The sequence below is a fragment of the Streptomyces sp. NPDC048295 genome, assembly GCF_040652135.1.
In the GTDB taxonomy this organism is placed as follows: Bacteria; Actinomycetota; Actinomycetes; order Streptomycetales; family Streptomycetaceae; genus Streptomyces.
Map to the genome: position 1 here is coordinate 95,804 of NZ_JBEZLL010000005.1, position 23,849 is coordinate 119,652.

At 71.0% G+C, this 23,849-nt stretch carries 25 protein-coding genes; 7 read left to right on the forward strand and 18 right to left on the reverse strand.

Going from position 1 to position 23,849, the window contains the following annotated elements:
* Nucleotides 1-72 precede the first annotated feature (72 nt).
* The 5 genes from cbiE to AB0D53_RS09035 form a co-directional block, all read right to left on the reverse strand.
* Nucleotides 73-1,311 (reverse strand): precorrin-6y C5,15-methyltransferase (decarboxylating) subunit CbiE, encoded by a 1,239-nt coding sequence (gene cbiE, locus AB0D53_RS09015; protein WP_362442250.1) that lies wholly within the window; start codon nucleotides 1,309-1,311, stop codon nucleotides 73-75.
* A gap of 106 nt (nucleotides 1,312-1,417) precedes the next feature.
* Nucleotides 1,418-2,065 carry a GNAT family N-acetyltransferase gene (locus AB0D53_RS09020; RefSeq protein ID WP_362442253.1) on the reverse strand — a complete coding sequence of 216 codons (648 nt, stop codon included), beginning with the start codon at nucleotides 2,063-2,065 and terminating at the stop codon, nucleotides 1,418-1,420.
* A gap of 141 nt (nucleotides 2,066-2,206) precedes the next feature.
* Nucleotides 2,207-3,070, reverse strand: coding sequence for a MetQ/NlpA family ABC transporter substrate-binding protein (locus AB0D53_RS09025; protein ID WP_362442256.1), 864 nt, complete (start codon nucleotides 3,068-3,070; stop codon nucleotides 2,207-2,209).
* Between the two features lie 75 nt (nucleotides 3,071-3,145).
* Entirely contained in the window at nucleotides 3,146-3,817 is a 672-nt protein-coding gene (locus AB0D53_RS09030; RefSeq protein WP_329817803.1) for a methionine ABC transporter permease, read from the reverse strand.
* On the reverse strand, nucleotides 3,814-4,875 hold the full coding sequence (locus AB0D53_RS09035) for an ATP-binding cassette domain-containing protein (RefSeq protein ID WP_362442260.1): 1,062 nt from the start codon (nucleotides 4,873-4,875) through the stop codon (nucleotides 3,814-3,816). The genes AB0D53_RS09030 and AB0D53_RS09035 overlap by 4 nt, the downstream gene beginning before the upstream one ends.
* A 619-nt stretch (nucleotides 4,876-5,494) precedes the next feature.
* Here AB0D53_RS09035 and AB0D53_RS09040 point away from each other — a divergent pair.
* Together AB0D53_RS09040 and AB0D53_RS09045 are read left to right on the forward strand one after the other, a co-directional pair.
* Nucleotides 5,495-5,854 (forward strand): hypothetical protein, encoded by a 360-nt coding sequence (locus AB0D53_RS09040; RefSeq protein ID WP_072484474.1) that lies wholly within the window; start codon nucleotides 5,495-5,497, stop codon nucleotides 5,852-5,854.
* Between the two features lie 2 nt (nucleotides 5,855-5,856).
* Complete coding sequence (locus tag AB0D53_RS09045) at nucleotides 5,857-6,294, forward strand: hypothetical protein (RefSeq protein WP_362442263.1); 438 nt, start codon at nucleotides 5,857-5,859, stop codon at nucleotides 6,292-6,294.
* A gap of 4 nt (nucleotides 6,295-6,298) precedes the next feature.
* On the opposite strand, the gene AB0D53_RS09050 is transcribed toward AB0D53_RS09045, so the two are convergent.
* The 3 genes from AB0D53_RS09050 to AB0D53_RS09060 all read right to left on the reverse strand — a co-directional run bounded on the left by AB0D53_RS09050 (nucleotide 6,299) and on the right by AB0D53_RS09060 (nucleotide 8,665).
* The gene (locus tag AB0D53_RS09050) at nucleotides 6,299-6,802 is read right to left on the reverse strand and encodes a GNAT family N-acetyltransferase (protein ID WP_329817806.1); all 504 of its coding nucleotides are present in this window, start codon (nucleotides 6,800-6,802) and stop codon (nucleotides 6,299-6,301) included.
* Nucleotides 6,803-6,838: 36 nt separating this feature from the next.
* Nucleotides 6,839-7,399, reverse strand: a complete 561-nt coding sequence (locus AB0D53_RS09055; protein WP_362442267.1) for a sigma-70 family RNA polymerase sigma factor — start codon at nucleotides 7,397-7,399, stop codon at nucleotides 6,839-6,841.
* 93 nt (nucleotides 7,400-7,492) lie between these two features.
* Entirely contained in the window at nucleotides 7,493-8,665 is a 1,173-nt protein-coding gene (locus AB0D53_RS09060) for a glycerophosphodiester phosphodiesterase family protein (protein ID WP_362442270.1), read from the reverse strand.
* A gap of 234 nt (nucleotides 8,666-8,899) precedes the next feature.
* Between AB0D53_RS09060 and AB0D53_RS09065 the strand changes: the two genes are divergently transcribed.
* The gene (locus tag AB0D53_RS09065) at nucleotides 8,900-9,571 is read left to right on the forward strand and encodes a lysophospholipid acyltransferase family protein (RefSeq protein ID WP_362442273.1); all 672 of its coding nucleotides are present in this window, start codon (nucleotides 8,900-8,902) and stop codon (nucleotides 9,569-9,571) included.
* A 91-nt stretch (nucleotides 9,572-9,662) separates the two neighbouring features.
* Here AB0D53_RS09065 and AB0D53_RS09070 read toward each other — a convergent pair whose 3' ends face one another.
* Both AB0D53_RS09070 and AB0D53_RS09075 read right to left on the reverse strand, forming a co-directional pair.
* Nucleotides 9,663-11,207, reverse strand: a complete 1,545-nt coding sequence (locus AB0D53_RS09070) for an MFS transporter (protein WP_362442276.1) — start codon at nucleotides 11,205-11,207, stop codon at nucleotides 9,663-9,665.
* The gene (locus AB0D53_RS09075; RefSeq protein ID WP_362442279.1) at nucleotides 11,204-11,755 is read right to left on the reverse strand and encodes a helix-turn-helix domain-containing protein; all 552 of its coding nucleotides are present in this window, start codon (nucleotides 11,753-11,755) and stop codon (nucleotides 11,204-11,206) included. Before AB0D53_RS09075 ends, AB0D53_RS09070 begins: the two co-directional genes overlap by 4 nt.
* Before the next feature lie 83 nt (nucleotides 11,756-11,838).
* On the opposite strand from AB0D53_RS09075, the gene AB0D53_RS09080 reads away from it, so the two are divergent.
* Nucleotides 11,839-12,372 carry a hypothetical protein gene (locus AB0D53_RS09080; RefSeq protein ID WP_362442282.1) on the forward strand — a complete coding sequence of 178 codons (534 nt, stop codon included), beginning with the start codon at nucleotides 11,839-11,841 and terminating at the stop codon, nucleotides 12,370-12,372.
* Here the strand turns inward: AB0D53_RS09080 and AB0D53_RS09085 are convergent.
* The 3 genes from AB0D53_RS09085 to argH form a co-directional block, all read right to left on the reverse strand.
* A complete protein-coding gene (locus AB0D53_RS09085) occupies nucleotides 12,362-13,255 on the reverse strand; it encodes a sigma-70 family RNA polymerase sigma factor (RefSeq protein WP_362442285.1) in 894 nt (297 codons plus the stop codon). The genes AB0D53_RS09080 and AB0D53_RS09085 overlap by 11 nt on opposite strands.
* 84 nt (nucleotides 13,256-13,339) lie before the next feature.
* Entirely contained in the window at nucleotides 13,340-14,311 is a 972-nt protein-coding gene (locus AB0D53_RS09090; RefSeq protein ID WP_362442288.1) for an aldo/keto reductase, read from the reverse strand.
* A 115-nt stretch (nucleotides 14,312-14,426) separates the two neighbouring features.
* Nucleotides 14,427-15,860 (reverse strand): argininosuccinate lyase, encoded by a 1,434-nt coding sequence (gene argH / locus AB0D53_RS09095; protein WP_362442291.1) that lies wholly within the window; start codon nucleotides 15,858-15,860, stop codon nucleotides 14,427-14,429.
* A gap of 284 nt (nucleotides 15,861-16,144) precedes the next feature.
* Here argH and AB0D53_RS09100 point away from each other — a divergent pair, with 284 nt between their 5' ends.
* Complete coding sequence (locus tag AB0D53_RS09100) at nucleotides 16,145-16,744, forward strand: pyridoxamine 5'-phosphate oxidase family protein (protein ID WP_362442294.1); 600 nt, start codon at nucleotides 16,145-16,147, stop codon at nucleotides 16,742-16,744.
* Nucleotides 16,745-16,799: 55 nt separating this feature from the next.
* On the forward strand, nucleotides 16,800-17,501 hold the full coding sequence (locus AB0D53_RS09105; RefSeq protein WP_362442297.1) for a L,D-transpeptidase family protein: 702 nt from the start codon (nucleotides 16,800-16,802) through the stop codon (nucleotides 17,499-17,501).
* A gap of 24 nt (nucleotides 17,502-17,525) precedes the next feature.
* Here the strand turns inward: AB0D53_RS09105 and AB0D53_RS09110 are convergent, their stop codons facing one another.
* The 5 genes from AB0D53_RS09110 to argC are packed head-to-tail and all read right to left on the reverse strand — an operon-like array spanning nucleotide 17,526 to nucleotide 22,344.
* Nucleotides 17,526-18,062 carry an arginine repressor gene (locus tag AB0D53_RS09110; protein ID WP_072484461.1) on the reverse strand — a complete coding sequence of 179 codons (537 nt, stop codon included), beginning with the start codon at nucleotides 18,060-18,062 and terminating at the stop codon, nucleotides 17,526-17,528.
* 10 nt (nucleotides 18,063-18,072) lie between these two features.
* Complete coding sequence (locus AB0D53_RS09115; protein WP_362442301.1) at nucleotides 18,073-19,269, reverse strand: acetylornithine transaminase; 1,197 nt, start codon at nucleotides 19,267-19,269, stop codon at nucleotides 18,073-18,075.
* Nucleotides 19,266-20,168, reverse strand: a complete 903-nt coding sequence (argB, locus tag AB0D53_RS09120) for an acetylglutamate kinase (RefSeq protein ID WP_362442304.1) — start codon at nucleotides 20,166-20,168, stop codon at nucleotides 19,266-19,268. The genes AB0D53_RS09115 and argB overlap by 4 nt, the downstream gene beginning before the upstream one ends.
* Nucleotides 20,165-21,319 (reverse strand): bifunctional glutamate N-acetyltransferase/amino-acid acetyltransferase ArgJ, encoded by a 1,155-nt coding sequence (gene argJ / locus AB0D53_RS09125; RefSeq protein ID WP_362442307.1) that lies wholly within the window; start codon nucleotides 21,317-21,319, stop codon nucleotides 20,165-20,167. Before argJ ends, argB begins: the two co-directional genes overlap by 4 nt.
* Nucleotides 21,316-22,344 carry an N-acetyl-gamma-glutamyl-phosphate reductase gene (gene argC, locus AB0D53_RS09130; RefSeq protein ID WP_362442310.1) on the reverse strand — a complete coding sequence of 343 codons (1,029 nt, stop codon included), beginning with the start codon at nucleotides 22,342-22,344 and terminating at the stop codon, nucleotides 21,316-21,318. The genes argJ and argC overlap by 4 nt, the downstream gene beginning before the upstream one ends.
* Before the next feature lie 242 nt (nucleotides 22,345-22,586).
* On the opposite strand from argC, the gene AB0D53_RS09135 reads away from it, so the two are divergent.
* Nucleotides 22,587-23,570, forward strand: a complete 984-nt coding sequence (locus tag AB0D53_RS09135; protein ID WP_362442313.1) for a hypothetical protein — start codon at nucleotides 22,587-22,589, stop codon at nucleotides 23,568-23,570.
* The last annotated feature ends 279 nt before the right edge of the window (nucleotides 23,571-23,849 follow it).

Here is a 23,849-nt window from a genome sequence, read left to right on the forward strand (position 1 = left end):
CGAACGAAGCGACGAACGTCCGGGCGCGGTACAACGATCGGCCAGCCTACCTCCCGCTGTACGCCGACCGGGTCACGGGGCGAGGTCGGAGCGCAGCGCCGAGAGGAGGAACACGACCGAGCGTTCGCGCTCCGACCAGGCGGCCGTGTCGAGTTCGACGGACTGGAGGAGCGAGCAGCGGACGGTGTATCCGTTCGCGCTCAGGGCGGCTCCGAGCGCCTCGGCCTCGTCCCGCGTCGAGGCATGGGTCACGATGCGTTCCGGCCGCCGTTCGGTGACGGCGGTGACGACGGGGACCCCGCCGCCCCCGATCCGTACGACATCGGGTTCCGGCAGCCGTTCCAGCACATGGGGAGCCCGGCCCTCGACGACCTGGAGCTGGACTCCGAACACCCGCGCCGCCGCCGCGGTACGGGCGCAGGCCGCCGGGTCGCTGTCGACGGCCAGGACCGCCGAGCCGAAGCGGGCTGCCTCCACCGCGAGGGCCCCGCTGCCGGAGCCGATGTCCCAGAGGAGGTCGCCGGTCCGGGGGCCCAGGCGGGCCAGTTGGGCGGCGCGCAGCCCCGGGGACTCGCCCTCGCCGCTGTTCCGGCCGCCCTCGGTGGCGCTGCTCGCGTAGGCCTGCGGGGGCAGCGCCCAGCCGCGTACGCCCTGGGGGTGGGCGGGGTGACGGCCGGCGATCCAGGCGCCGGTGGCCTGCGGTTCGGGGCCGCTGCCGATGACGATGACCACGTTGGGGTCGCGCCAGACGTGGTCGGCGGCCTTGTCGGAGGTGACGACGGTGACCTGTTCGCGGGCGGTGCCGAGCTCCTCGCAGATGACGAAGGTGCGGTGCACGCCCTCCAGGAGCAGGGCGAGTTCGGCGGGGCCCGCGCCCGGCGAGGTGAGCACGGCGACCTTGTGGTGGGCGCGGCAGACGTTGACGGCGCGGCGCAGGGTGCGGGGGTGGGCGACGACCGTCTGGGCGTCCTCCCACGGCATTCCCGCGCGGGCGAACGCGGCGGCGACGGAGGACACGGCCGGGACGACCTCGACCTCCAGGCCGTGTTCGGGTGCGCGGAGGTTGCGTACGACGCCGAAGAAGCCCGGGTCCCCGTCGGCGAGGACCACGGCGCTGCCGCGGTGGCCGGCGATCCGGCGGGCGGCCAGGTCGATGGAGCCCAGGCGGATCCGTTCGGCGTTCGCCGGGACTTCGGGGAGTGCGAGGTGGTGGGCGGCTCCGGCGACGAGCGTGGCGGCCGAGAGGGCGGCCGTGGCCACTTCGGTCAGTGGTGAGCCGTCCCAGCCGATCACGGTGACCCGATCGGCCATCTGTCGTCAGTCTCCTGGAGTCGTCGCAGGTGGGGATGGTGGTGAAGTGGGGCAGAGCGAGAGTACCCGGTCCGTACCAGAAGGGCGTCAGGGCCCCTTCCGGGGGTCAGTTCCAGTCGTTGTAGGCGCCGTAGCCGCCCGCGTCGGCGAGCTGCTCGGCGACGCCTTCGAGGTCCTCGGGGAGCAGGCCCCAGACGATCAGGTCGGTCCTGATGTCGGTCCAGCCTCCGTCCGTGCCGTTCTCGGTCCGGGTGCGCGCTATGCGGGCGTTGCGCAGGACGCCCTCGCTGATGCAGCCGAGCTTCTGGGCGACCTGCTGGGAGGAGGTGTTGTCGGCGGCGGTGCGCAGTTCGATGCGCTCGAAGCCCTGGTCGCGGAAGAGCCACTGGGCCACGGCCAGTACGGACTCGGTGGCGTAGCCCTCGCCGCGGGCCCACGGGGCGGTGATGTAGGAGACCTCGGTGGAGAGGGTGCGCCAGTCGGTGTTGCGGAGCCGGACCGAGCCGACGAGCCGCTGGGTGAGGAACTCGGTGACGGCGAGGACGATGCCGTCACCGGTGGTGCGCTGGGCGGGGGCGATCCTGCGGACCCAGCGTTCGGCGTCGACCTGGGTGTAGGGGTGGGGTGCCTCGGTCCAGGCGACGACGAGTTCGTCGTTCATCATCTCGATGTACGCGGGGACGTCCGCCATGTCGAAGGGGCGCAGCACCAACCGATCCGTGCTGATGGAGATGTCCGGAAAGGTGGAAGTCATGCGCAGCTCCATACCGAAGACCGTTAAAGGCACAGCATGCAGCATCGGCCGCATGCCGTGCATGGTCGGGTCCGCACGACGGAGCCCCGCGCCCCCCTCGGTGGGGTGCGCGGGGCTCCTGGGACAAATGCCGTACGGGTGTCAGGACTTGGCGGCGGTGCCGAAGGCGGGGACGACGGATCCCTGGTAGGTGTCCTCGATGAACTTCTTGACCTCGTCGGAGTGCAGGAGCTTCACGAGCTTCTGGATGCGGGGGTCCTGCTCGTTGCCCTTCTTCACGGCGATGATGTTCGCGTAGGGGTTGCCGTCGGCCTTTTCGAGCACGAGGGCGTCCTTGGCGGGCTTGAGGTCGGCCTCGATGGCGTAGTTGCCGTTGATGACGGCGGCGTCGACGTCGTTCAGGGCGCGGGGCACGGTGGCGGCCTCCAGCTCCTTGAACTCCAGGCCCTTCTTGTCGGTGATGTCGCTCAGCTTGGCGCTGGTGCCGACGCCGGCCTTGAGGGTGATGAGGCCGTTCTCGGCGAGTAGCTGGAGGGCGCGGCCCTCGTTGGTGGTGTCGTTGGGGACGGCGACGGTCTGGCCGGCCTTGATGTCCTTCAGGTCCTTGACCTTCTTGGAGTACAGGCCGAGGGGCTCCAGGTGGACGGTGCCGACCGAGACGAGGTGGGTGTTCTTCTTCTTGTTGAAGTCGTCGAGGTACGGCTGGTGCTGGAAGAAGTTGGCGTCGACCTGGCCGGTCTCGGTGGCGGTGTTCGGCAGGACGTAGTCCGTGAACTCCTTGACCTCCAGCTTGAGGCCCGCCTTCTCGGCCAGGTTCTTCTTGACGAAGTCCAGGATGTCGGCGTGCGGCGTCGGGGACGCGGCGACGACGAGCGACTTGGAGGTGTCGGCCTTGGCACCGGTCTCGCCCTTGGCGCCCGGGTCGGACGACGTGCCGCAGGCGGTGAGGCCGAGGGCGATGGCGGCGGTGGCGGCGGCGGCGGTGATCTTGATGTTCCTGCGCACGAAAAGTGCCTCTTTCTGGTGGTGAGGGTGGTGCGCCCGGACAAGGAGTTCGGGCTTGTGAGCGGAGAGGAGGTCTCAGGAGGCGGTGCGGCCCCGGCGGGCGAGCAGGCGCACGGCCAGGTCGCCGATCAGCTGGATCACGGTCACGATGACGATCAGCAGCGCGACGGTGATGAGCATGAACTGGTTGTCGAAGCGCTGGAATCCGTAGGTGACGGCCTTGGAGCCGAGCCCTTCGCCGCCGACCGCGCCGGCCATCGCGGAGTAGCCGATGAGCACGATGACGGTCGTGGTGACGCCCGAGATGAGCGAGGGCAGCGCCTGCGGCAGCAGGACCTTGCGGACGATCGTCGGGATGGACCCGCCCATCGACTGGACGGCCTCGACGAGCCCGTGGTCGACCTCGCGGACGGCGGTCTCGACGAGCCGGGCGAAGAACGGGATGGCGCCGACGGAGAGCGGAACGATCATCGCGGACGGGCCGATGAAGGTGCCGACGACCCAGGTGGTGAAGGGGATCAGGGCGATCAGCAGGATGATGAACGGCAGCGAGCGGCCGATGTTCACGATCACCCCGATGACCTTGTTCACCGGGGTGTTCTGGAGCAGTCCGCCCTTGTCGGTGAGGACCAGCAGGACCCCGAGCGGCAGTCCCACGAGCACGGTGACGACCGTGGACCAGAGCACCATGTAGAGGGTGTCGATGGTTCCCTGGGTGAGCAGCGGCTGCATTTCGGACCAGGTCACTTCGCCACCTCCTCGGTGAGCGGGGCGGGGGTCTGTACGGGGACGGCGGGGTCGTCGTCCGTCACGACCTCGGCCTGGAGGCCCTGCTCGCGCAGGAAGCCGATCGGGACGACGTTCTCCTCGAAGCGGCCGGGCAGCTCGATGCGCATCCGGCCGATCTGCTTGCCGCCGACGGTGTCCATCGCGGCGCCCAGGATCGAGATGTCGATGTTGTACGTGCGCGAGAGCTGGGAGATCACCGGCCGGCCGGCCGCGTCGCCGTGGAAGGTGACGTCGACGACCGTGCACTCGGGGCCGGAGGCCGTACCGCCGACGGGGAACAGTTCGTGGGCCAGCTCGGAGCCGGGGGTGGCGAGCAGTTCGCCGACGGTGCCGGACTCGACGACGCGTCCCTTCTGCATCAGCGCGGCGGAGTCGCAGATCGTCTTGACGACGTCCATCTCGTGCGTGATGAGCAGGACGGTCAGGCCGAGCTGCTGGTTGAGGTCGCGCAGCAGCTGGAGGATGGAGCGGGTGGTCTCGGGGTCGAGGGCCGAGGTCGCCTCGTCGGAGAGCAGCACCTTGGGGTCGCCGGCCAGGGCGCGGGCGATGCCGACGCGCTGCTTCTGGCCGCCGGAGAGCTGGCCGGGGTAGGCCTTGGCCTTGTCGGCGAGGCCTACCAGGCCGAGGAGTTCGAGGGCCTTGCGGGAGCGGTCCCGGCCGGAGACGCCGAGGATCTCCAGCGGGAGTTCGACGTTGTCCTGAACCGTGCGGGAGGCCAGCAGGTTGAAGTGCTGGAAGACCATGCCGATGCGGCTGCGCGCCTCGCGCAGTTCCCTGCCGGCCCGGCGGCCGCGTCCGGCGAGTGCGGTGAGGTCCTGGCCGGCCACGGTCACGGTGCCGGAGGTGGGGCGTTCCAGGAGGTTGATGCAGCGGATCAGGGAGGACTTGCCGGCGCCGCTCTGTCCGATGACGCCGTACACCTCGCCCTCGCGGACGTGCAGGTCGACGCCGTCCAGGGCGGTGACCTCCCGGCCGCGCGACTGATAGACCTTCGTGAGGCCCGAAGTGGTGATCACAGGGTTTCCGTCACTGTCGAGTGCGCGGCGCGGTGTCCGCCGGGCACGGGGCATTCGTCTGATGAGACTGTTTCGGACGTTCCGATCGGACGTTCCGAGCGGGGTCCCGGCACGGCTCGCAGCGGCAGGTGGCCGGGCGGCGGTGCGGGGCGGGCTCGTTCCGCCGGATGCGGACGGCCGGGCTCGGTCTCGCTTCGGGGCGCGAGGAGCGGGGGGCCCTCAGAAGGTGCGCATTCGACACATACAACGAGCACCGGGCGTCGTGTTCGCCTCGGTCGCAAGGATGCGGCTGCTCGTCGTGGTCATGGCCCAAGTAAAACAGACGTAACGATCCGCCCGATCCGTCTGTCCGAATAGCGGACAGGCGTGGATGGTGTCGCGAGCCGGTTCGACCGGTTGTCGAATTCTCCGCCCACACCGCTGTGACCTGCACCGACACAACAGGGAGGGCATCGATGACCGCATCCGCGACCGGCCAGGAGCGGGTTCCGGGCTGTGGCCAAGGCCACGACCCTCCGCCCTGCCGCCCGTCCGCCCTCGCGGCCCGGCGGCGGGGGCGCACGCGGACGGGAGCGGGGGCGCACACAGGGGGCCGTCCGCTCCGTAATACCCTCGGCTCATGCTTGACGCCCTGACGGTCGCGGTCGCCGTGACCGCGCTCGCCCTCGCCGCCTGGTGCGGATTCGCCGCGTACCGCGATCAGCCGACCAAGGACTGGCACTTCATCGGGATGGCCGTGGTCTCGCTGCTGGCGCTGGCACAGCTGGTGGTGGGCATCGTGCAGTTGTCCCGCGGCGAACGGCCCGAGCAGGGCATGACGATCTTCATCGCGTATCTGATCGGGGCGTTCCTCGCCGTGCCCGCGGCCGGCTTCCTGTCGCTGACCGAGCGGACCCGGTGGGGTTCGGTGACGGTGGCGGCGGGCGCGGTCGTGCTGGCCGTCCTCGAAGTACGGCTCTACGACATCTGGGGAAACTGACCGTGACCGACACCGAACGCACTCCCGCGGCGGCCACCGGCGAGAAGCAGCCCTTCGATCTGGGCACGGGTCCCGGCCGGGTACTGGTCTGGTTCTACGGGGTGTTCACCGTCGCGGCCGCCTCCCGCTCGATCGTCCAGATGATCCTGGACTTCGGCAGGGCGCCGCTCGCCTATGTACTGTCCGCCGTCGCCGCGCTCGTGTACGGGTTCATCACGTACTCGCTGGTGCGCGGGGGCGAGAGGGCGCGCCGGACCGCGCTGGTGTGCTGCGCCGCCGAGCTGCTGGGCGTGCTGGTCGTCGGGACCTGGACGATGGCGGAGCCTTCGGCGTTCGCGGACGCCACCGTCTGGTCCGACTTCGGCATGGGGTACCTGTTCATCCCGGTGATCCTGCCGGTCACCGGGATGATGTGGCTGCGCCGGGCGCGGAAGAACTAGCGGCTCAGGCGCTGGCCACGTACACGGGCTTGGTGGCGTCCTTCTCCAGAAGGATCATCAGGACGCCGTCCCTGCCGGTCTCGTTGCCCACGGGGGCGTAGCCCGCCCGCCGGTAGAGCCGCAGATTGCTCTCGCTGCGATGACCGGTGTGCAGCCGGAACAGGGTGGCCGAGCGCTCGTCGGCGAGTCCCGACTCCGCCGCCCGCAGCAGCCGGGCACCGAGACCATGGCCCTGGAGCCGGGGGTGGACGCAGAGCCTGCCGATCTCGCCCGCACCGTCCGTGCCGACGGCTCCCCGGACCGAGCCCACGACCTCGTCGCCCAGCCGCGCCACGAACACCAGGTTGGTGGCGATCTCGGTGCGCAGCGAGTCGAGGGTCTGGACGAGCGGGTCGATCCGGTAGTTCCCGTACAGCTCCGCCTCGCTCTGGAAGCAGAGGTACTGGAGTTTCAAGATCTGTTCGGCGTCCTGTGCCGTCGCCGTCGAGATGATCACGCTCATGCCCATCCGCGCATGCCTCCGCCCACCTGATCCACCGGTTGTCTAACGCTCCTTTCCCCGCAGTTCAGGAGCAGCAACCTCCGCCGCGAGCATTCTGCGCAGACATCCAAGGCAACGGGAACGGATCGGGCCCAAACTCCCCTGTGACATACCCAACTTCCCTGCGATTTCCCGGTAGGTCGGATCGCTGGGCGCGAGCATCGCCGACATCAGCCGGGCGCACCTGCCGGGCAGCCGGTCCACCGCCGCGCGCAGCGCGCGGCGTTCGTCGGCGCCGAGGGCGAGCCGCTCGGGGCAGCCGGCCGGGTCCGCTGCGGTGTCGTCGCGGTAGGGGCGTTCGCGCCGGGCGGTGCGGCGGGCCCTGCGAGCCTCTCCCCGTACGGCCTCGCGCACCCAGCGGGCCGGGTCGGCCGGTGGCCCCTCCCCCGCGAGCCGCTCCAGCAGCCGCAGCCAGACGGCCTGTTCGAGATCGGCCGGTTCGATCGCCGCGCCCGTGACGGAGGCGGCCGCCTCGGCCGTGGCCTCGGCGCTCACCAGCGGATGCAGGTCACGGACCAGGGACGCGGGGGCGGGTCCTGCGGGAACAAGATCGAGAAGCGTCATGTCCCGGCCGACGCGCCCGTGACCGCGGCCGGTTGCCGTACCGGGCGAGCACCACCCGACCGGGGCACGCCCCGGCCGGGTGCTGACGCTTTGTCACTTCGCGGCGAAGTCCGCCGCGGCGAGCAGGGCCGTGTCGGGGTTGTCGGAGAAGACTCCGTCGATGCCCGTCGCGAAGTACGCCCGGAACGCGCCGAACGCGTCTCCGTAGGCGTTGGGGTCCGTGCCGCGCCGGAAGTCGGCGGGCAGGAAGGTGTTCTCGTTGCGCATGGTGTAGGGGTGCAGGACCAGGCCCTGGTCGTGCGCGTCCTCGACCAGCGTGGTGGGTGCGGTGAGCCGCCCCGAGGCGTCCTTGGGGATGACCAGGTCCAGGGTCGGGCCGATGCCCTGCGCGAAGGAGGCCATCCACTTCAGCCCCTCGGGCTTCACCAGGTCCGCCACCGTGCGCGGGTCACCGGACGTGACGAAGTCCCAGGGGCGCTCGCCCGCACCGGAGAGCAGCACGACGCGCGGGGTCGCGACGAGCCGCGCCAGCCGCTGGATGCTGCCGGGCTCGAAGGACTGGAGGATGAGCGGCGACTGCTGACGGTGCCGGCCGTAGCGGCGCAGCAGCTTGGCGAGCGGCTCTTCGAGGCCGAGGCCGAGACCGCGGAAGTAGGTGGGGTGCTTGGTCTCGACGTACAGCCAGACGGGCTTGGAGCGCCTGCGGCCCTCGCGGTCGGCCCAGCGCAGGACCTCCTCGAAGGTGGGGATCTCCCAGCGGCCGTCGTAGAGCGTGTTCTTCTGGCGGGTGCCGGGGATGCGCTCCTTGGCGCGCAGCGTCTTCAGTTCGGCGAGGGTGAAGTCCTCGGTGAACCAGCCGGTGAGGGAGACGCCGTCGACCTTCTTCGTGGTCCTGCGGCTCGCGAACTCGGGGTGTTCGGAGACATCGGTGGTGGCGGTGATGTCGTTCTCGTGACGGCATACGAGATGGCCGTCCTTGGTCGGCACCAGGTCCTGCTCGATCACGTGCGCGCCCATGTCGAGGGCCAGCTGGTAGGAGCCGAGGGTGTGCTCGGGCCGGTAGCCGCTGGTGCCGCGGTGTCCGATGACGGTGGGCACCGGCAGGTCGAGGCGGAAGCCGTGACCGCCGTGGCGTCCCGCGGTGCCGGCCTCGCCTTCGGCGGAGGCCGGGCCGCCGGCCAGTCCGAGGGCGGCCGTGCCCAGTACGGCGGCTCCCGCTCCCAGCATGGTTCTGCGGCCGGGACCGGCCTGCGCGCGCTCAGTCATGAATGCTCCTCGCGTGTGATGTCTGGCACCTGTCGGGCGAGGCCCGAGCGTAGGCAGCGGTACCGTCGTGGGGGCAGCTCCTGGACGAACATGGCGGAAACTCATGTCAACACCGCGTATCCGCTCCGTGAACCCGATGTGCGTTCAGCGAGTACCCGCGAGTATCGTCCTCACCTGCATGGACCGTCACGATCCCGCTCCTCGGCCGGCCCGGCCACTACACCGGAGGAACCGTTGTCCCGACACGCACTCATCAAGGCAGTGCTCGGACCGATCTTGCGCCTGATGTTCCGCCCCCAGGTGGAGGGTGTGGAGAACATCCCCGGGGACGGTCCGGTGATCCTCGCGGGCAACCATCTGACGTTCATCGACTCGATGATCATGCCGATCTGCTGCGACCGGCCGGTGTTCTACATCGGCAAGGACGAGTACGTGACGGGCAAGGGGATCAAGGGCCGGGCGATGGCCTGGTTCTTCACCGGCTGCGGCATGATCCCGGTGGACCGGGACGGCGGCCGCGGCGGTGTCGCGGCGCTGATGACGGGCCGTCGGGTGCTGGAGGAGGGCAAGGCGTTCGCCATCTACCCCGAGGGCACCCGCTCCCCCGACGGCCGTCTGTACCGTGGCCGTACGGGCATCGCCCGGCTGACGCTGATGACGGGCGCGCCGGTGGTGCCGTTCGCGATGATCGGCACGGACAAGCTGCAGCCCGGCGGGTCCGGCCTGCCCCGTCCCGGCAAGGTGACGGTCCGCTTCGGTACGCCGATGGAGTTCTCCCGCTACGAGGGCATGGACCGCGACCGCTATGTGCTGCGGGCGGTGACCGACTCCGTGATGGCCGAGGTGATGCGGCTTTCCGGTCAGGAGTACGTCGACATCTACGCCACGAAGGCCAAGGCGGCGTGAGCTGAGGCGCGAGGCGCCGACGGCAGGACATACGGAAGGGCCCGTACCCCGGTTTCCCGGTGGTACGGGCCCTTTCGCGCGTCCGGGCGGGCTACTGGTGCACGATGCCGTCCTCCAGCTTCTGACCGCGCAACAGGAACCAGGCGGCGACGGCCGTCGCCAGCAGGACCGCCGCGCCGACCCCCGCGGCGAGCCGCAGTCCTTCGACGAACGAGTCCTGCGCCGCGGCGAGCAGCGCCTGTGCCTGCTGGGCCGGCAGACCGTGGGCCGCCTCGACCGCGCCGCCCAGCGATTCGTGCGCCGCGGCGGCGTTGGCCGGCGGGGTGCCCGCAGGCGACTGGAAGGTCTGGTAGGCGCCGGTGACGATGGAGCCGAGCAGGGCGATGCCGAGGGCCGCGCCGAGTTCGTACGCCGTCTCGGAGACCGCGCCGGCCGAGCCCGCCTGCTCCTTCGGGACGCTGGAGAGGATCACGTCGGAGGTGACGGTGAAGGCGAAGCCCGCACCCACTCCGACGATGAGCAGCACCGCGCCGATCAGCGGGTAGGCGGTCTCCTTGTGGATCAGGGTGACCGCGGCGAGCGCCAGGCCGATCGCCCCGAGACCGCCGGTCACCACCGAGCGCACCGAGAAGCGCCGGGCCGCCCGGCCGGCGATCAGACCCGCGACGACCGCTCCGACCGCCGCGGGCAGTTCGGCGAGACCGGCCTCCAGCGGGCCCCGCCCCTGCACCAGTTGGAGGAACTGGGAGAGGAAGAAGACCAGCCCGGACAGGCCGAGGATGGTCAGCAGGTCGGCGAGGACCGCGCCCGAGAAGCCCCGGTGGTGGAAGAGCCGCATGTCCAGCAGGGGCGCGGGCAGCGTGAGTTGCCTGCGTACGAACCAGCAGAGTGCGGCCACGCCGCCGAGACCCGCGGCAATGGTCCCGATGCTCGGGCCGTGCGCCGCCAGCTCCTTGATGGCGTACACGACGCCGATCATGCCCATGAAGGAGAGCGCCACGCTGACCAGGTCCCAGGGGCCCGGGGCGGGGTTCTTGGACTCGGGGATCATCTTGGCGCCGACGACCACGAGGACCGCCATCACCGGCAGGTTGATCAGGAAGACCGAGCCCCACCAGAAGTGCTCCAGCAGCAGTCCGCCGACCACGGGTCCGACGGCCGCGCCCGCCGAGGCCATCGCTCCCCAGATGCCGATGGCCAGGCTGCGCTCGCGCGGGTCGTGGAAGAGATTGCGGATCAGGGCGAGCGTGGACGGCATGAGGGTGGCGCCCGCGACACCGAGCAGTGCCCGCGCCAGGATCATCATCTCGGGGGTGTGCGCGTAGGCGTTGAGCACCGAGACCGCTCCGAACGCCGTCGCTCCGAACAGCAGCAGCTTCTTGCGGCCGATGCGGTCGCCGAGGCTGCCCATCGAGACCAGGAGTCCGGCGATGACGAAGGAGTAGACGTCGCCGATCCACAGGAGTTGGGTGCCGGTGGGTTCGAGGTCCTCGGTGAGGAAGGGGGTCGCGAGGCCGAGGACGGTGGCGTCGATCGCCACGAGCAGTACGGCGAGGACGAGCACGGCCAGGGCGAGCCACCGCCCGGGGCGGTGCAGCTCGTTCGGGGTTTCCACCTGTTGTGCGATACGGCTCATTGCTCCACGCTCCGGCGTGCACCGCCGAGCAGCAACTCGACGATCATGTACTGGAAGTCCTGGCTTGCGACCCGGCCGTCCTGGACGGCCCAGGCGGCGGACGAGATGAGCCCGTAGAGGGCCTCGGTCAGCCAGGCGGGGGTGAGGTCGATCCGGAATTCGCCGCGCTCCTGGCCGCGCCGGAAGAAGGCGGAGACCCGGGCGTCGAGGCGGTTCCAGCCCTCGTTCTGCCCTTCGCCCTCGAAGAGCTGGTTCTCGGTGACGAGGAAGGAGAGCAGTCCGGCGCTCGGCTCGACGGCCGCGACGAAGCGGCGCAGCGCGTCCTGCGCGGGGCCCTCGTCGAGCGCGGCGGCGTCCAGGGCCGCTTCGACCTCCTGGATACCCAGGCTCTCCAGCGCTCTGACCAGGGCGTCCCGCCCGGCGAAGTGCCGGTGCAGGGTGGCGCGCCCGATGCCTGCGGCTCTGGCGACCTCGTCCATGGTGGCGGTCGATTTGCGGGTCAGCAGAGCGGCGGCGCTGCGCAGCACCTGCTCACGGTCGAGACTCATGAGACGAGCATAGACCATATGAGACATCAATGTCTCACCAGAAAGGCGTGCCCATCCTTGCGGGGAGGGAGGACCATGGCGCCATGAAGCCGCTGCTGCTGATCGACATCGACGGTCCGCTCAATCCCTACGCGGCGCTCGCGCACCCGCGGCCACCGGATGGTTATGCGAAGCACCTGACGCGGCCGACGGGGTGGGACCACGGCCATCCGCTTCCCGTCCTCCTCAACCCGGAGCACGGCAAGTCGCTGCTGGCCCTGGCCGGCCGGTACGAGCTGGTCTGGGCGACGACCTGGAAGGACGAGGCGAACGTCTGGATAGGGCCGCGGCTGGGGCTGCCCCCGCTGCCGTACATCGACTGGCCCTCGATGCACGGCAGCGCGCCGGACGGCACGTACTGGAAGACGCAGTACGTCGTGGAGTACGCGGCCGGCCGGCCGTTCGCCTGGGTCGACGACGAGATCGCCGAGCAGGACCGGCGGTGGGTCCTGGGCCAGGGGGTCGCCGAGGCGCTGCTCCACCGGGTCGACCCCTGGACCGGACTGCTGCCGTCCGACTTCGCGGCGCTCGCGGCGTGGGCGGACGGCAGCGGCCGGGCCGGGCCCGTCAGTCGTTGAGGACCGTCAGATCGAGGCCGGGGAGGCGGGCCGGGTCGTTGATCACGGACAGCTCGACGACCTTCCCCCCGACGACCGTGAAGACCATGACCGCGAAGCGCCCGCCCTCGCGCGCCGCGATGACGGCCGGCTTCCCGTCGACCAGTGCCTGCTGCGACGACCGCGCGAACGGCGCGAACATCGTCGCCCGACGGGCCACCGTCCCGGCGCCCCGCACCAGGGCCGGGGCACCGCCCCCGCCGGTGTCGGACCGCACCACCACGTCCGGGTCGAGCACAGCCACCAGGGCCTCGAAGTCGCCGTCGCGGGCGGCGGCCAGGAAGGCGGCGACGACCTCGCGCCTGCGGGCGAGAGAGGGGTCCGGGCCCGGCTCCGCGCCCCGCACCCGGCGCCGCGCCCGGCTGGCGAGCTGCCGGGCCGCGGCCGGGGTGCGGTCCACGACCCCGGCGATCTCGTCGAAGGGCACGGCGAACATGTCGTGCAGCACGAAGGCGAGCCGCTCGGCGGGGTCGAGCGTTTCGAGCACGACGAGCATCGCGATCCCGACCGAGTCGGCCATCAGCGCCTGCTGCTCGGGGTCGGTGCCCGGCCGGCCGCCGAGGTCCGGACCACCGGCGTGTTCCTCGGGAACCCCGGTGTCCAGGGGCTCCTCCCGGCGGGAGCGGCGGGAGCGGAGCATGTCCAGGCACACCCGCCCGACCACCGTCGTCAGCCAGCCGCCCAGATTCTCGATCGCCAGGCCGTCGGAGCGGCCGAGCCGGATCCAGGCCTCCTGGACGGCGTCCTCCGCCTCGCTGGTCGAGCCGAGCATCCGGTAGGCCACGCCCTTCAGCCGGCTCCGGTTCTCCTCGAAGCGCTCCGCCAGGAACTCATGTCCGTCCACAGTCGCATTCCTCCGTCGTGTGCCGTCACAGCACTGACGTACGGAACCCCGCCGATGTGACGGACGGCGGCCGGCGCTCCTGGGTCAGCTCCAGCGCAGCCCGGCGCGGTGGCGCCAGTACGCCTCGGGCTCCTCCACCAGTGCGTCGAGGCGGGCGCGCCGCTCCTCGTCGAGGTCCACGAGGGGCGCGTGCAGGTTCCCGGAGAGCTGGTCGACGGTGGCCGCGCCGGAGAGCACGACCCCGGCCCAGGGCTGGTGCAGTACGAACGCCATCGCCACCGCGTCGCTGCCGAGGCCGGCTTCGGCGGCGATCTCCCGGACCACGGCGGGGGCCTCCGTACCGGCGAGCCGCCCGTTGGCCATGGCCTCCTTGACGATCACGGTGAGTCCGGCGGCATGCGCCTCGGCGAGCGCCGCCCCGGCCGAGGTCTCCAGGGCGTTGTAGGTGGCCTGGACGGTGCTGAAGAGCGGCTCGCCGTCGACGGTGACGGCGAGGGCGGCGCGGATCGCGTCCGCCTGGGCGGGGCCGCTGACCGAAAGACCGATGCTGATGCCCTCCGCGGCGAGCGCGGCCAGCCGGGCGTGCAGCTCCTTGTCGGTGAGGGCCGGGCTGTCGGCGGTGACCGAGTGGATCTGGTAGAGGTCGAGGCGGTCGCCGAGCAGCTCATCGGTCTCGGCCCGCTGGCGCAGGAACGTGGCGAGGCTGTGGTCCTTGACCTCGTGCGCCTCGGCTTCGACGCTCCATGCCGCGGTGTAGGTGTAGCCCCATTTGCTGCCGACGACGACGTCGTCGGCCTCGGGCCGCGCGGTCAGCCAGTCGGCCAGGAACTCCTCCGAACGGCCGTAGGAACGGGCCACGTCGAAGTAGCGGACGCCCTGTGCGTAGGCGGCGTCGAGCAGCTCGTGGGTGCGTTCGCGCATCGCCGCGACGCTGCGGTCGGCGGGCAGATCACGGTCGCGGTGGAGGTTGATGTAGCCGGGCCTGCCGACCGCCGCCAGGCCGAGCCCGATGTGGGCGGTCGGTGTGGTCGCTGTGGCCAGCCGGGCGAAAGGCATCGTTGGGCTCCTCGTCGGTCGGGTGTGCTCCCCCGTCAACGTAACCCAGCTCACGGAAACCGGAAGGCGGGGAGCGTACTGGCCGCTCCCCGCCCCGATGCCGTCCCTGCCGTGCTCAGTTCTTCGCGGTGGCCCAGGCCTGCTGGGTGGCGAGGTCGGCCTTCACCTCGGCGAGCTGGACGGCCACGGCCGACGGGGCCGTACCGCCGCGGCCGCTGCGGGAGGCCAGCGCACCGGCCACGTCGAGGACCGTGCGGACCTCGGGGGTGAGGTGCTCGGAGATCTTGGCGAACTGCTCGTCGCTCAGCTGGTCGAGCTCGATGCCGTGCTGCTCGCACTCCTTGACGCACTCACCGGCGACCTCGTGGGCGACGCGGAAGGGCACGCCCTGCTTGACCAGCCACTCGGCGATGTCGGTGGCGAGCGAGAAGCCGGCCGGGGCCAGTTCCTCCATGCGCTCGCGGTTGACGGTGAGGGTGGCCATCATGCCGGTGAAGGCGGGCAGCAGGACCTCCAGCTGGTCGCAGGAGTCGAAGACCGGCTCCTTGTCCTCCTGGAGGTCGCGGTTGTACGCGAGCGGGAGCGCCTTGAGCGTGGCCATCAGGCCGGTCAGGTTGCCGATCAGGCGGCCGGACTTGCCACGTGCCAGCTCGGCGATGTCCGGGTTCTTCTTCTGCGGCATGATCGAGGAGCCGGTGGAGAAGGCGTCGTGCAGGGTGACGAAGGAGAACTCCTTCGTGTTCCAGATGATGACCTCCTCCGCGATCCGGGAGAGGTTCACACCGATCATCGCGGTGATGAAGGCGAACTCGGCGACGAAGTCGCGGGAGGCCGTTCCGTCGATGGAGTTGCCGACGGACCCGCGCTCGAAGCCGAGGTCGGCGGCGACCGCCTCCGGGTCGAGGCCGAGGGACGACCCGGCCAGGGCGCCGGAGCCGTACGGCGACACGGCGGTCCGCTCGTCCCACTGGCGCAGCCGCTCGGCGTCCCTGGACAGGGACTGCGCATGGGCCAGGACGTGGTGGGCGAAGAGCACCGGCTGGGCGTGCTGCAGATGCGTACGGCCGGGCATCGCGACGTCCGGGTGCGCCTCGGCGAGGCCGACCAGCGCACCCTGCAGCTCGGCGACCAGGCCGCCGATGATCCGGGCGTGGTCGCGCAGGTACATCCGGAAGAGGGTGGCGATCTGGTCGTTGCGGGACCGGCCCGCCCGCAGCTTGCCGCCGAGGTCGGGGCCGAGGCGCTCCAGCAGTCCGCGCTCCAGCGCCGTGTGGACGTCCTCGTCGGCGATGGTGCCGGTGAAGGAGCCGTCGGCGACATCGGCTTCGAGCTGGTCGAGACCGGCGATCATGCGGCTCAGCTCGTCCCCGGTGAGCAGGCCCGCCTTGTTCAGCACACGCGCGTGGGCGCGGGAACCGGCGATGTCGTACGGCGCGAGCCGCCAGTCGAAGTGGACGGAGGCGGACAGCTTCGCCAGCGCCTCGGCCGGACCGTCGGCGAAGCGGGCGCCCCAGAGGCGTACGTCGCTGTTGCCGTTGCCGTTGCTCACTGCGTGCTCCTCGGGAAGAACAGGGTGGTGGGTGTGCGGCCGCCTCCCCGTGCGGAGGGCCGGGGAGGCGGAGACGTAACTGCTGGGGATCGGGCGAGGTCACGCCTCCCGGGCTTCCGCCCGGTCACCGGTCTCTCCGTACGGCGCGATCACCGATAGGCATAACTATGCAGAGCAATGCATGTTTTGTCAAAGACGCGACTGCCGCCCGGCACCCCGGAACAAACGTCCCACCAGGTGAAATCACCTCGCCCGCACCGGAGTCGGGGCCGACAATGGCCACCATGGGGAAAACACATGAACGCATCGACGGACGGATCAGGACCTTCATCGAAGAGCAGCACATCTTCTTCACCGCGACGGCACCCCTGGACGGCGAGGGCACGGTCAACCTCTCCCCCAAGGGAGTCAGCGGTTCGTTCGCCGTGATCGACGGGCTGACCGTGGCCTACCTGGACTTCGCGGGCAGCAATGCCGAGACCGTCGCCCACCTCCGTGAGAACGGCCGGATCACGCTGATGTGGTGCGCCTTCCAGGGGCCGCCCAACATCGTGCGGGTGCACGGCCGCGGCGAGCCCGTCTTCCGCGACGATCCGCGGTTCGGCGCGCTGCTCGCCCACTTCCCGGACGTGAACCCCGACCTCCACGGGCTGCGCGCCGTCATCGTGGTGCGGGCCGAGCTGATCCGGGACACCTGCGGCTTCGGGGTGCCGTTCATGTCGTACGACGAGGACCGGCCGCTGCACGCCCGGCGCTTCGCCCGCGAGGACGACGCCTCGCTCAGTGCCTACTTCGAGAAGAAGGAGCACATCGCGACGAGCATCGACGGGCTCCCGGGGCTGCCGCTGCCGCTGCCGCCGCTGCCGCGGGCGGGACGCGATTGAGCCGTACGGAGCAGAACCGCGGGTGGCGGCCGGGCGGAGGGTCTACCGTCCGGGCATGCGCAGATCCCTGGTGACCTTCTCGGTACTGCTCGCGCTGGCGGGCTCCGTCGCGGCCCGGCCCGCCGCCGCCCCGGCGCTCCCGGCCCGGATGGCCGACACCGGCGGCGGCAGTCAGCTGATCACGGCCGAGGCCCCGGCCGAGGGCTCCACCACGGGCACCGTCACCTGGTGGAACCTGCGCCGGGGGGTCTGGGTGAAGGGCGGGTCCACGCCCGCCAGGTTCGGTGCGAAGGGCCTGGCCGAGGGGGCGTCGCGCGAGCAGGGCACGAACACCACCCCCACCGGCCTGTACGACCTGCCGTACGCCTTCGGGATCAAGCCCGCACCGGCCGGCACCGTCCATCCCTACCGCCGGGTCAACGACCGGTCGTGGTGGTGCCAGGACAACGCGGCGCGGGCCTACAACCGCTGGGTGGAGCCGCGTCCCGAGGACTGCCGGGCGGGCGAGGCGGAGCATCTGATCGCGTATCCGACGCAGTACGCCCGCGCGCTCGTCATCGGCTTCAACTACGAACGGCCGGTACGGGGTCGCGGCGCCGGAATCTTCCTCCACGTCAACGGGCGTGGTGCGACCGCCGGTTGCGTCTCCGTACCGGCGGCCGCGATGGACCGGATCCTCGACTGGGTGGACCCGGTCCGCCGTCCGCACATCGCGATCGGGACCCGCTCGGGCCCGACCGCGATCACGCGCTACTGACGGAGGCCGGCGACACCGGTCCGTTCAGCGCTCGTTCTGCGCCAGTCGCAGCAGATGGTCGGCGAGTGCCTGACCGCCCGCCGGATCACGGCTGATCAGCATCAGGGTGTCGTCGCCCGCGATGGTGCCGAGGATGTCGTGCAGTTCGGCCTGGTCGATGGCCGAGGCGAGGAACTGGGCCGCGCCCGGAGGGGTGCGCAGCACCACGAGGTTGGCCGATGCCTCCGCGGAGATGAGCAGTTCGGCGGAGAGCCGCCGCATCCGCTCCTCCTTCGCCGACCCGCCCAGCGGTGCCTGCGGGGTGCGGAATCCGCCCTCGCTGGGCACCGCGTAGATCAGCTCGCCACCGGTGTTGCGGATCTTCACCGCGCCCAGCTCGTCCAGATCGCGGGAGAGCGTCGCCTGGGTGACGCTCAGCCCGTCGTCGGCGAGGAGCTTGGCCAGCTGGCTCTGCGAACGCACCGGCTGCCGGTTCAGGATGTCCACGATCCGGCGGTGGCGTGCGGTGCGGGTCTGCGGCACGGACGGCCCGCCGTACTCGGTTTCCTGCGCCTCGGTCATCGTCGTCGCCTCATTCTCCGGATCGTCCGTCCCCTTGTGCCGCGTCGAGAGCGCCGGGCAGTGCCTGGATCAACGCGTCCACTTCCGCGTCGCCGATGATCAGCGGCGGCATGAGCCGAAGGACATCGGGGGCGGGTGCGTTCACCAGGATTCCGGCGCTCTGAGCCGCCTGTTGCGCCTGGGGCGCGCGGGGCTCGGTGAGCACGATACCCAGCAGCAGTCCGGAGCCTCGGACATGGGATACCAGCGGGTGACCGAGACCTTCCACGCCGTCCCTGATCCTCTCGCCGAGCCGCTTGACCCGGTCCAGGACGCCGTCGGCGGCCAGGGTGTCCAGAACGGCGAGTCCGGCGGCGCAGGCGATCGGGTTGCCGCCGAAGGTCGTGCCGTGCTGGCCCGGCTTCAGCAGCTCGGCCGCCGGGCCGAAGGCCACGGTCGCACCGATCGGCAGTCCGCCGCCGAGGCCCTTGGCGAGGGTGACGACATCGGGCTCGACGCCCTGGTGGGCCTGGTGCTCGAACCACTGGCCGCAACGGCCGATGCCGGTCTGCACCTCGTCGAGGACGAGCAGGGTGCCGGTGGCCCGGGTGATCTCGCGGGCCGCCTCCAGATATCCGGCGGGCGGCACGACCACACCGTTCTCGCCCTGGACCGGCTCGATGATCAGCAGCGCGGTGTCGGTGGTGACGGCGGCCCGCAGGGCGTCCGCGTCGCCGTACGGGACGTGCGTGACGTCGCCGGGCAGCGGGAGGAACGGGTCGCGCTTGGCGGGCTGGCCGGTCAGCGCGAGCGCGCCCATGGTCCGGCCGTGGAAGCCGCCGTCGGTGGCGACCATGTGGGTCCGCCCGGTCAGCCGGCCGATCTTGAACGCGGCCTCGTTGGCCTCGGCGCCCGAGTTGGAGAAGTAGACGCGGCCGCTCCGGCCGAAGAGCTGGAGCAGCCGTTCGGCCAGCGCGACGGGCGGTTCGGCGATGAAGAGGTTGGAGACGTGGCCGAGGGAGGCGATCTGGGTGGAGACGGCCTCGACGACGGCGGGGTGGGCGTGGCCCAGGGCGTTCACCGCGATCCCGCCGACGAAGTCGAGGTACTCGGTGCCGTCGGCGTCCCACACCCGGGCGCCCTCGCCGCGGACCAGGGACAGCTTCGGGGTCCCGTAGTTGTCCATCAGCGCGTGGCTCCAGCGCTGTGCGAGCTCCTGGTTGCTCATGACTCCCCCTGCGCGTCGGGCACGACCATCGTGCCGATTCCTTCGTCGGTGAAGATCTCCAGCAGGATCGAGTGCTGGACCCGGCCGTCGATCACGCGGGCGGTCTCGACGCCGTTGCGCACGGCGTGCAGGCAGCCCTGCATCTTCGGCACCATGCCGCTGGAGAGTTCCGGCAGCAGCTTCTCCAGCTCGGCCGCCGTGAGCCGGCTGATCACGTCGTCGCTGTTGGGCCAGTCCTCGTAGAGGCCCTCGACGTCGGTGAGGACCATCAGCGTCTCGGCGTTCAGCGCGGCAGCGAGTGCCGCGGCCGCGGTGTCGGCGTTGACGTTGTAGACGTGGTTGTCGTCGGCGGAGCGGGCGATGGAGGAGATGACCGGGATCCGGCCGTCGTCCAGCAGTGCCTGGATCGCGCCGGTGTCGATGGCGGTGATCTCGCCGACCCGGCCGATGTCGACGAGTTCGCCGTCGATGGTCGGCCGGTGCTGGACGGCGGTGATGGTGTGGGCGTCCTCGCCGGTCAGGCCGACGGCGAGCGGGCCGTGCTGGTTGAGCAGGCCGACGAGTTCGCGCTGGACCTGCCCGGCGAGCACCATCCGTACGACGTCCATCGCCTCGGGCGTGGTGACGCGCAGGCCCGCCTTGAACTCGCTGACCAGGCCCTGCTTGTCGAGCTGGGCGCTGATCTGCGGGCCGCCGCCGTGCACGACGACGGGCTTGAGGCCGGCCTGGCGCAGGAAGACCACGTCCTGGGCGAAGGCCGCCTTCAGCTCGTCGTCGATCATGGCGTTGCCGCCGAACTTGATGACGACGGTCTTGCCGTTGTGCCGGGTCAGCCAGGGCAGCGCCTCGATGAGGATCTGCGCCTTCGGGAGTGCGGTGTGTTTCCGCGCCGCGCTCATGAGCTGTACGCGCTGTTCTCGTGGACGTAGTCCGCGGTGAGGTCGTTGGCCCAGATGACGGCGGACTCGGTGCCGGCCGCGAGGTCGGCGGTGATCGCGACCTCCCGGTAGCGCATGTCGACCAGGTCGCGGTCCTCGCCGACGCCGCCGTTCTTGCAGACCCAGACGCCGTTGATGGCGACGTTCAGCCGGTCGGGCTCGAAGGCGGCCTTCGTGGTGCCGATCGCGGAGAGGACCCGGCCCCAGTTGGGGTCCTCGCCGTGGATGGCGCACTTGAGGAGGTTGTTACGGGCGATGGAGCGCCCCACCTCGACGGCGTCGTCCTCGGTCGCGGCGCCCACGACCTCGATCCGGATGTCCTTGGAGGCGCCCTCCGCGTCACCGATGAGCTGGCGGGCGAGATCGGCGCAGACGGTCCGTACGGCCTCGGCGAACTCCGCCTGGTCCGGGGCGATTCCGCTCGCCCCGGAGGCCAGCAGCAGCACCGTGTCGTTGGTCGACATGCAGCCGTCCGAGTCGACCCGGTCGAAGGTGGTGCGGGTGGCGGCGCGCAGCGCGGAGTCGAGTCCGGCGGCGTCCACGTCGGCGTCGGTGGTGAGGACGACCAGCATGGTGGCGAGGCCCGGGGCGAGCATGCCCGCGCCCTTGGCCATGCCGCCGACGGTCCAGCCCTCGCCGCCCGCGACGGCGGTCTTGTGGACGGTGTCGGTGGTCTTGATCGCGATGGCGGCCTTCTCGCCGCCGTGCTCGCTGAGGGCCGCGGCGGCCTTCTCGATGCCGGGCAGCAGCTTGTCCATCGGGAGCAGGGTGCCGATCAGCCCGGTCGAGGCGACCGCGATCTCACCCGCGTTGTGGCCCGTGAGGACCTCGGCGGCCTTCTCGGCGGTGGCGTGGGTGTCCTGGAAGCCCTTCGGGCCGGTGCAGGCGTTGGCACCGCCGGAGTTGAGCACGACGGCGGTGACCTCGCCGCCCTTGAGCACCTGCTCCGACCAGAGGACGGGGGCGGCCTTGACGCGGTTGGAGGTGAAGACGCCCGCGGCGGCGCGACGCGGACCGTGGTTGACCACGAGGGCCAGGTCCGGGTTACCGCTCTCCTTGATTCCCGCGGCGATGCCCGCCGCGGAGAACCCCTGTGCTGCCGTGACGCTCACGGTGCGACTCCGATCGTGGAAAGACCTGTGTCCTCGGGAAGTCCGAGGGCGATGTTCATGCTCTGCAGTGCGCCGCCGGCGGTGCCCTTGGCGAGGTTGTCGATGGCGCTGATCACGATGATCCGGCCCGCCGCCTCGTCGAAGGCGACCTGGATCTGTACGGCGTTGGAACCGTGGACGGACGCCGTGGCGGGCCACTGCCCCTCGGGGAGCAGCTCGACGAAGGGCTCGTCGGCGAACGCCTTCTCGTACACGTCGCGGAGGGACTCGGCACTCACACCGGACCTGGCCTTCGCGCTGCAGGTGGCGAGGATGCCGCGGGGCATCGGCGCCAGGGTGGGCGTGAAGGAGACCGTGACCGGTTCCCCGGCCGCCGCGCTGAGGTTCTGGATCATCTCCGGGGTGTGCCGGTGGGCGCCGCCCACGCCGTACGGGGACATGTTGCCCATCACCTCGGAGCCGAGCAGATGCGGCTTGGCCGCCTTGCCCGCCCCGGAGGTGCCGGACGCGGCGACGATCACGGCCTCGGGCTCGGCCAGCTGGGCCGCGTACGCCGGGAAGAGCGCGAGCGAGACGGCGGTCGGGTAGCAGCCGGGCACGGCGATACGCTTGGAACCGGCGAGCGCCGACCGCCCGCCGGGCAGTTCGGGCAGGCCGTAGGGCCAGGTACCGGCGTGCGGGGAGCCGTAGAACTTCTCCCAGTCCGCCGCGTCCTTGAGCCGGAAGTCGGCACCCATGTCGACGACCAGCACCTCGTCACCGAGCTGCTCGGCGACGGCGGCGGACTGTCCGTGCGGGAGGGCGAGGAAGACGACATCGTGCCCGGCGAGGACCTCGGGGGTGGTCGGCTGGAGCACCCGGTCGGCGAGCGGCCGCAGGTGCGGTTGGAGCGCGCCGAGCTTCTGCCCGGCGTTGGAGTTGGCCGTGAGTGCCCCGATCTCGACCTGGGGGTGAACCAGCAGGAGGCGGAGCAGCTCCCCGCCGGCGTATCCACTCGCCCCTGCCACTGCTGCGCGTACCACCATCGAAACCTCCTCGTCGATGGCATGACTATACGCAGCTATGCACTTTTATGCAAAGCTTGAGGACTCGCCATTCGTGTTGTGACCGTGCGCGACAGGCGTGTCGGGCGGTGCCCCGGATGCCCGGCAGCCGGCCACTGGGGGCGGTCGGGGAAGGCATGATCGAGTCTCTGGGGTTTCGATGACGGGGGTGTGGTGTGGGGGATTGGCGGACCGATCCAACGTTCGCGATGTGCCGGGCGCTGGTGGACGGAGCGGATCCGGCCTCGTTCGTGGGAGGCGCGTTCGATGTGCGGGCCGTGGTGGCCGGCATCCGGCCCGAGACCGAGCGCGGGTTCCTCCTCGGCGCTGTCCCGTGGGGGAACTTCCCCCACGGCGACGATGCCCGGGAGGCCGTTCACCTACTGCACACCGGCGACGGCCCCGCTCGCCACGCGACGGGCCTGCTGGGCGGCCTGTGTGCCAATGACAGCCGGGCCGCCGCCGCCCTCGCCGTACCGTTCCTGATCCCCATGGCCATCGATATCCATCACCCACACCGTGCCGACGCCCTCGGCGTACTCTCCTGCCCGGCCCGCGCACGGCACTTCGGCGTCGCCTCCCGCGACGAACTCCTTCTCCACCGCACCGACCCTCGGCGCCACGCCCCCGACGACTACGACGACTACGGCGTCGAGGTGACCGGCTACCCGGCGGGCTGGTCGGTGACCGCCGCCCGAGCCGCGATCACCACCGAAACCCCCGCGCTTCTGCCTCTCCTCGACGACTCCGACCCCACCCTCCGCATCGACGCGGCCTACGCCCTCGCCACCGCGGCCGACCCCGACCACACGGTCCGAACCGCCTTCGCCACCCGGCTCACCCCGGAGCAGGACCCCATGGTCCGCGCCGCCCTGATCCTCGCCACCGCGGAGACGACCCGTGCCCACCCGCACCCGCCGACCACCGCGTGGATCCGCGAGCGGTGGCAGGACCGGACACAGGCCCCCGAAGTCCGCCTGGCCGCCACGATCGGCTGGCTCTGTCTCACCGGCGAACCCGCCCCCGACGACCTGCACGCCACTGTTGACACGCTCGCCACAGACGAACGCGCCCGCGCCATGGACGCCCTGCCCTGGATGACCGCCGCCGCCGGATCCGGTGAACCGGGACTCCTGCGCTGCGTTCGCCGCATGCTCCACCCCGAGGAGCCCGAACCGTACGACGACCCCTGGGCCCCCTCGCTCTGAGCGACGAGCGACTGGTCGCAGGCTCTCGGCCATGGCGCCCGCGTTTGTGCATCGAAGTTGTCCACCGGGTCCGACCACCGTGCACGGTCACAGCTGGCGGATGAGAGTTTCAGTTGGCGGATCCTGGTCTCGTAACGCTGCGTCGTGATGTGCCGAGCCGTCCTGTCACGCTGAAGCCGGCAGATTCCCACTCGGTCTCACCCGGCCTGGCGGATTCTCAGTGGATCGGGTTCCGAAGGGCAATCGTCGCGGGAAAATCACTGGCGACGGCGGAGCCCG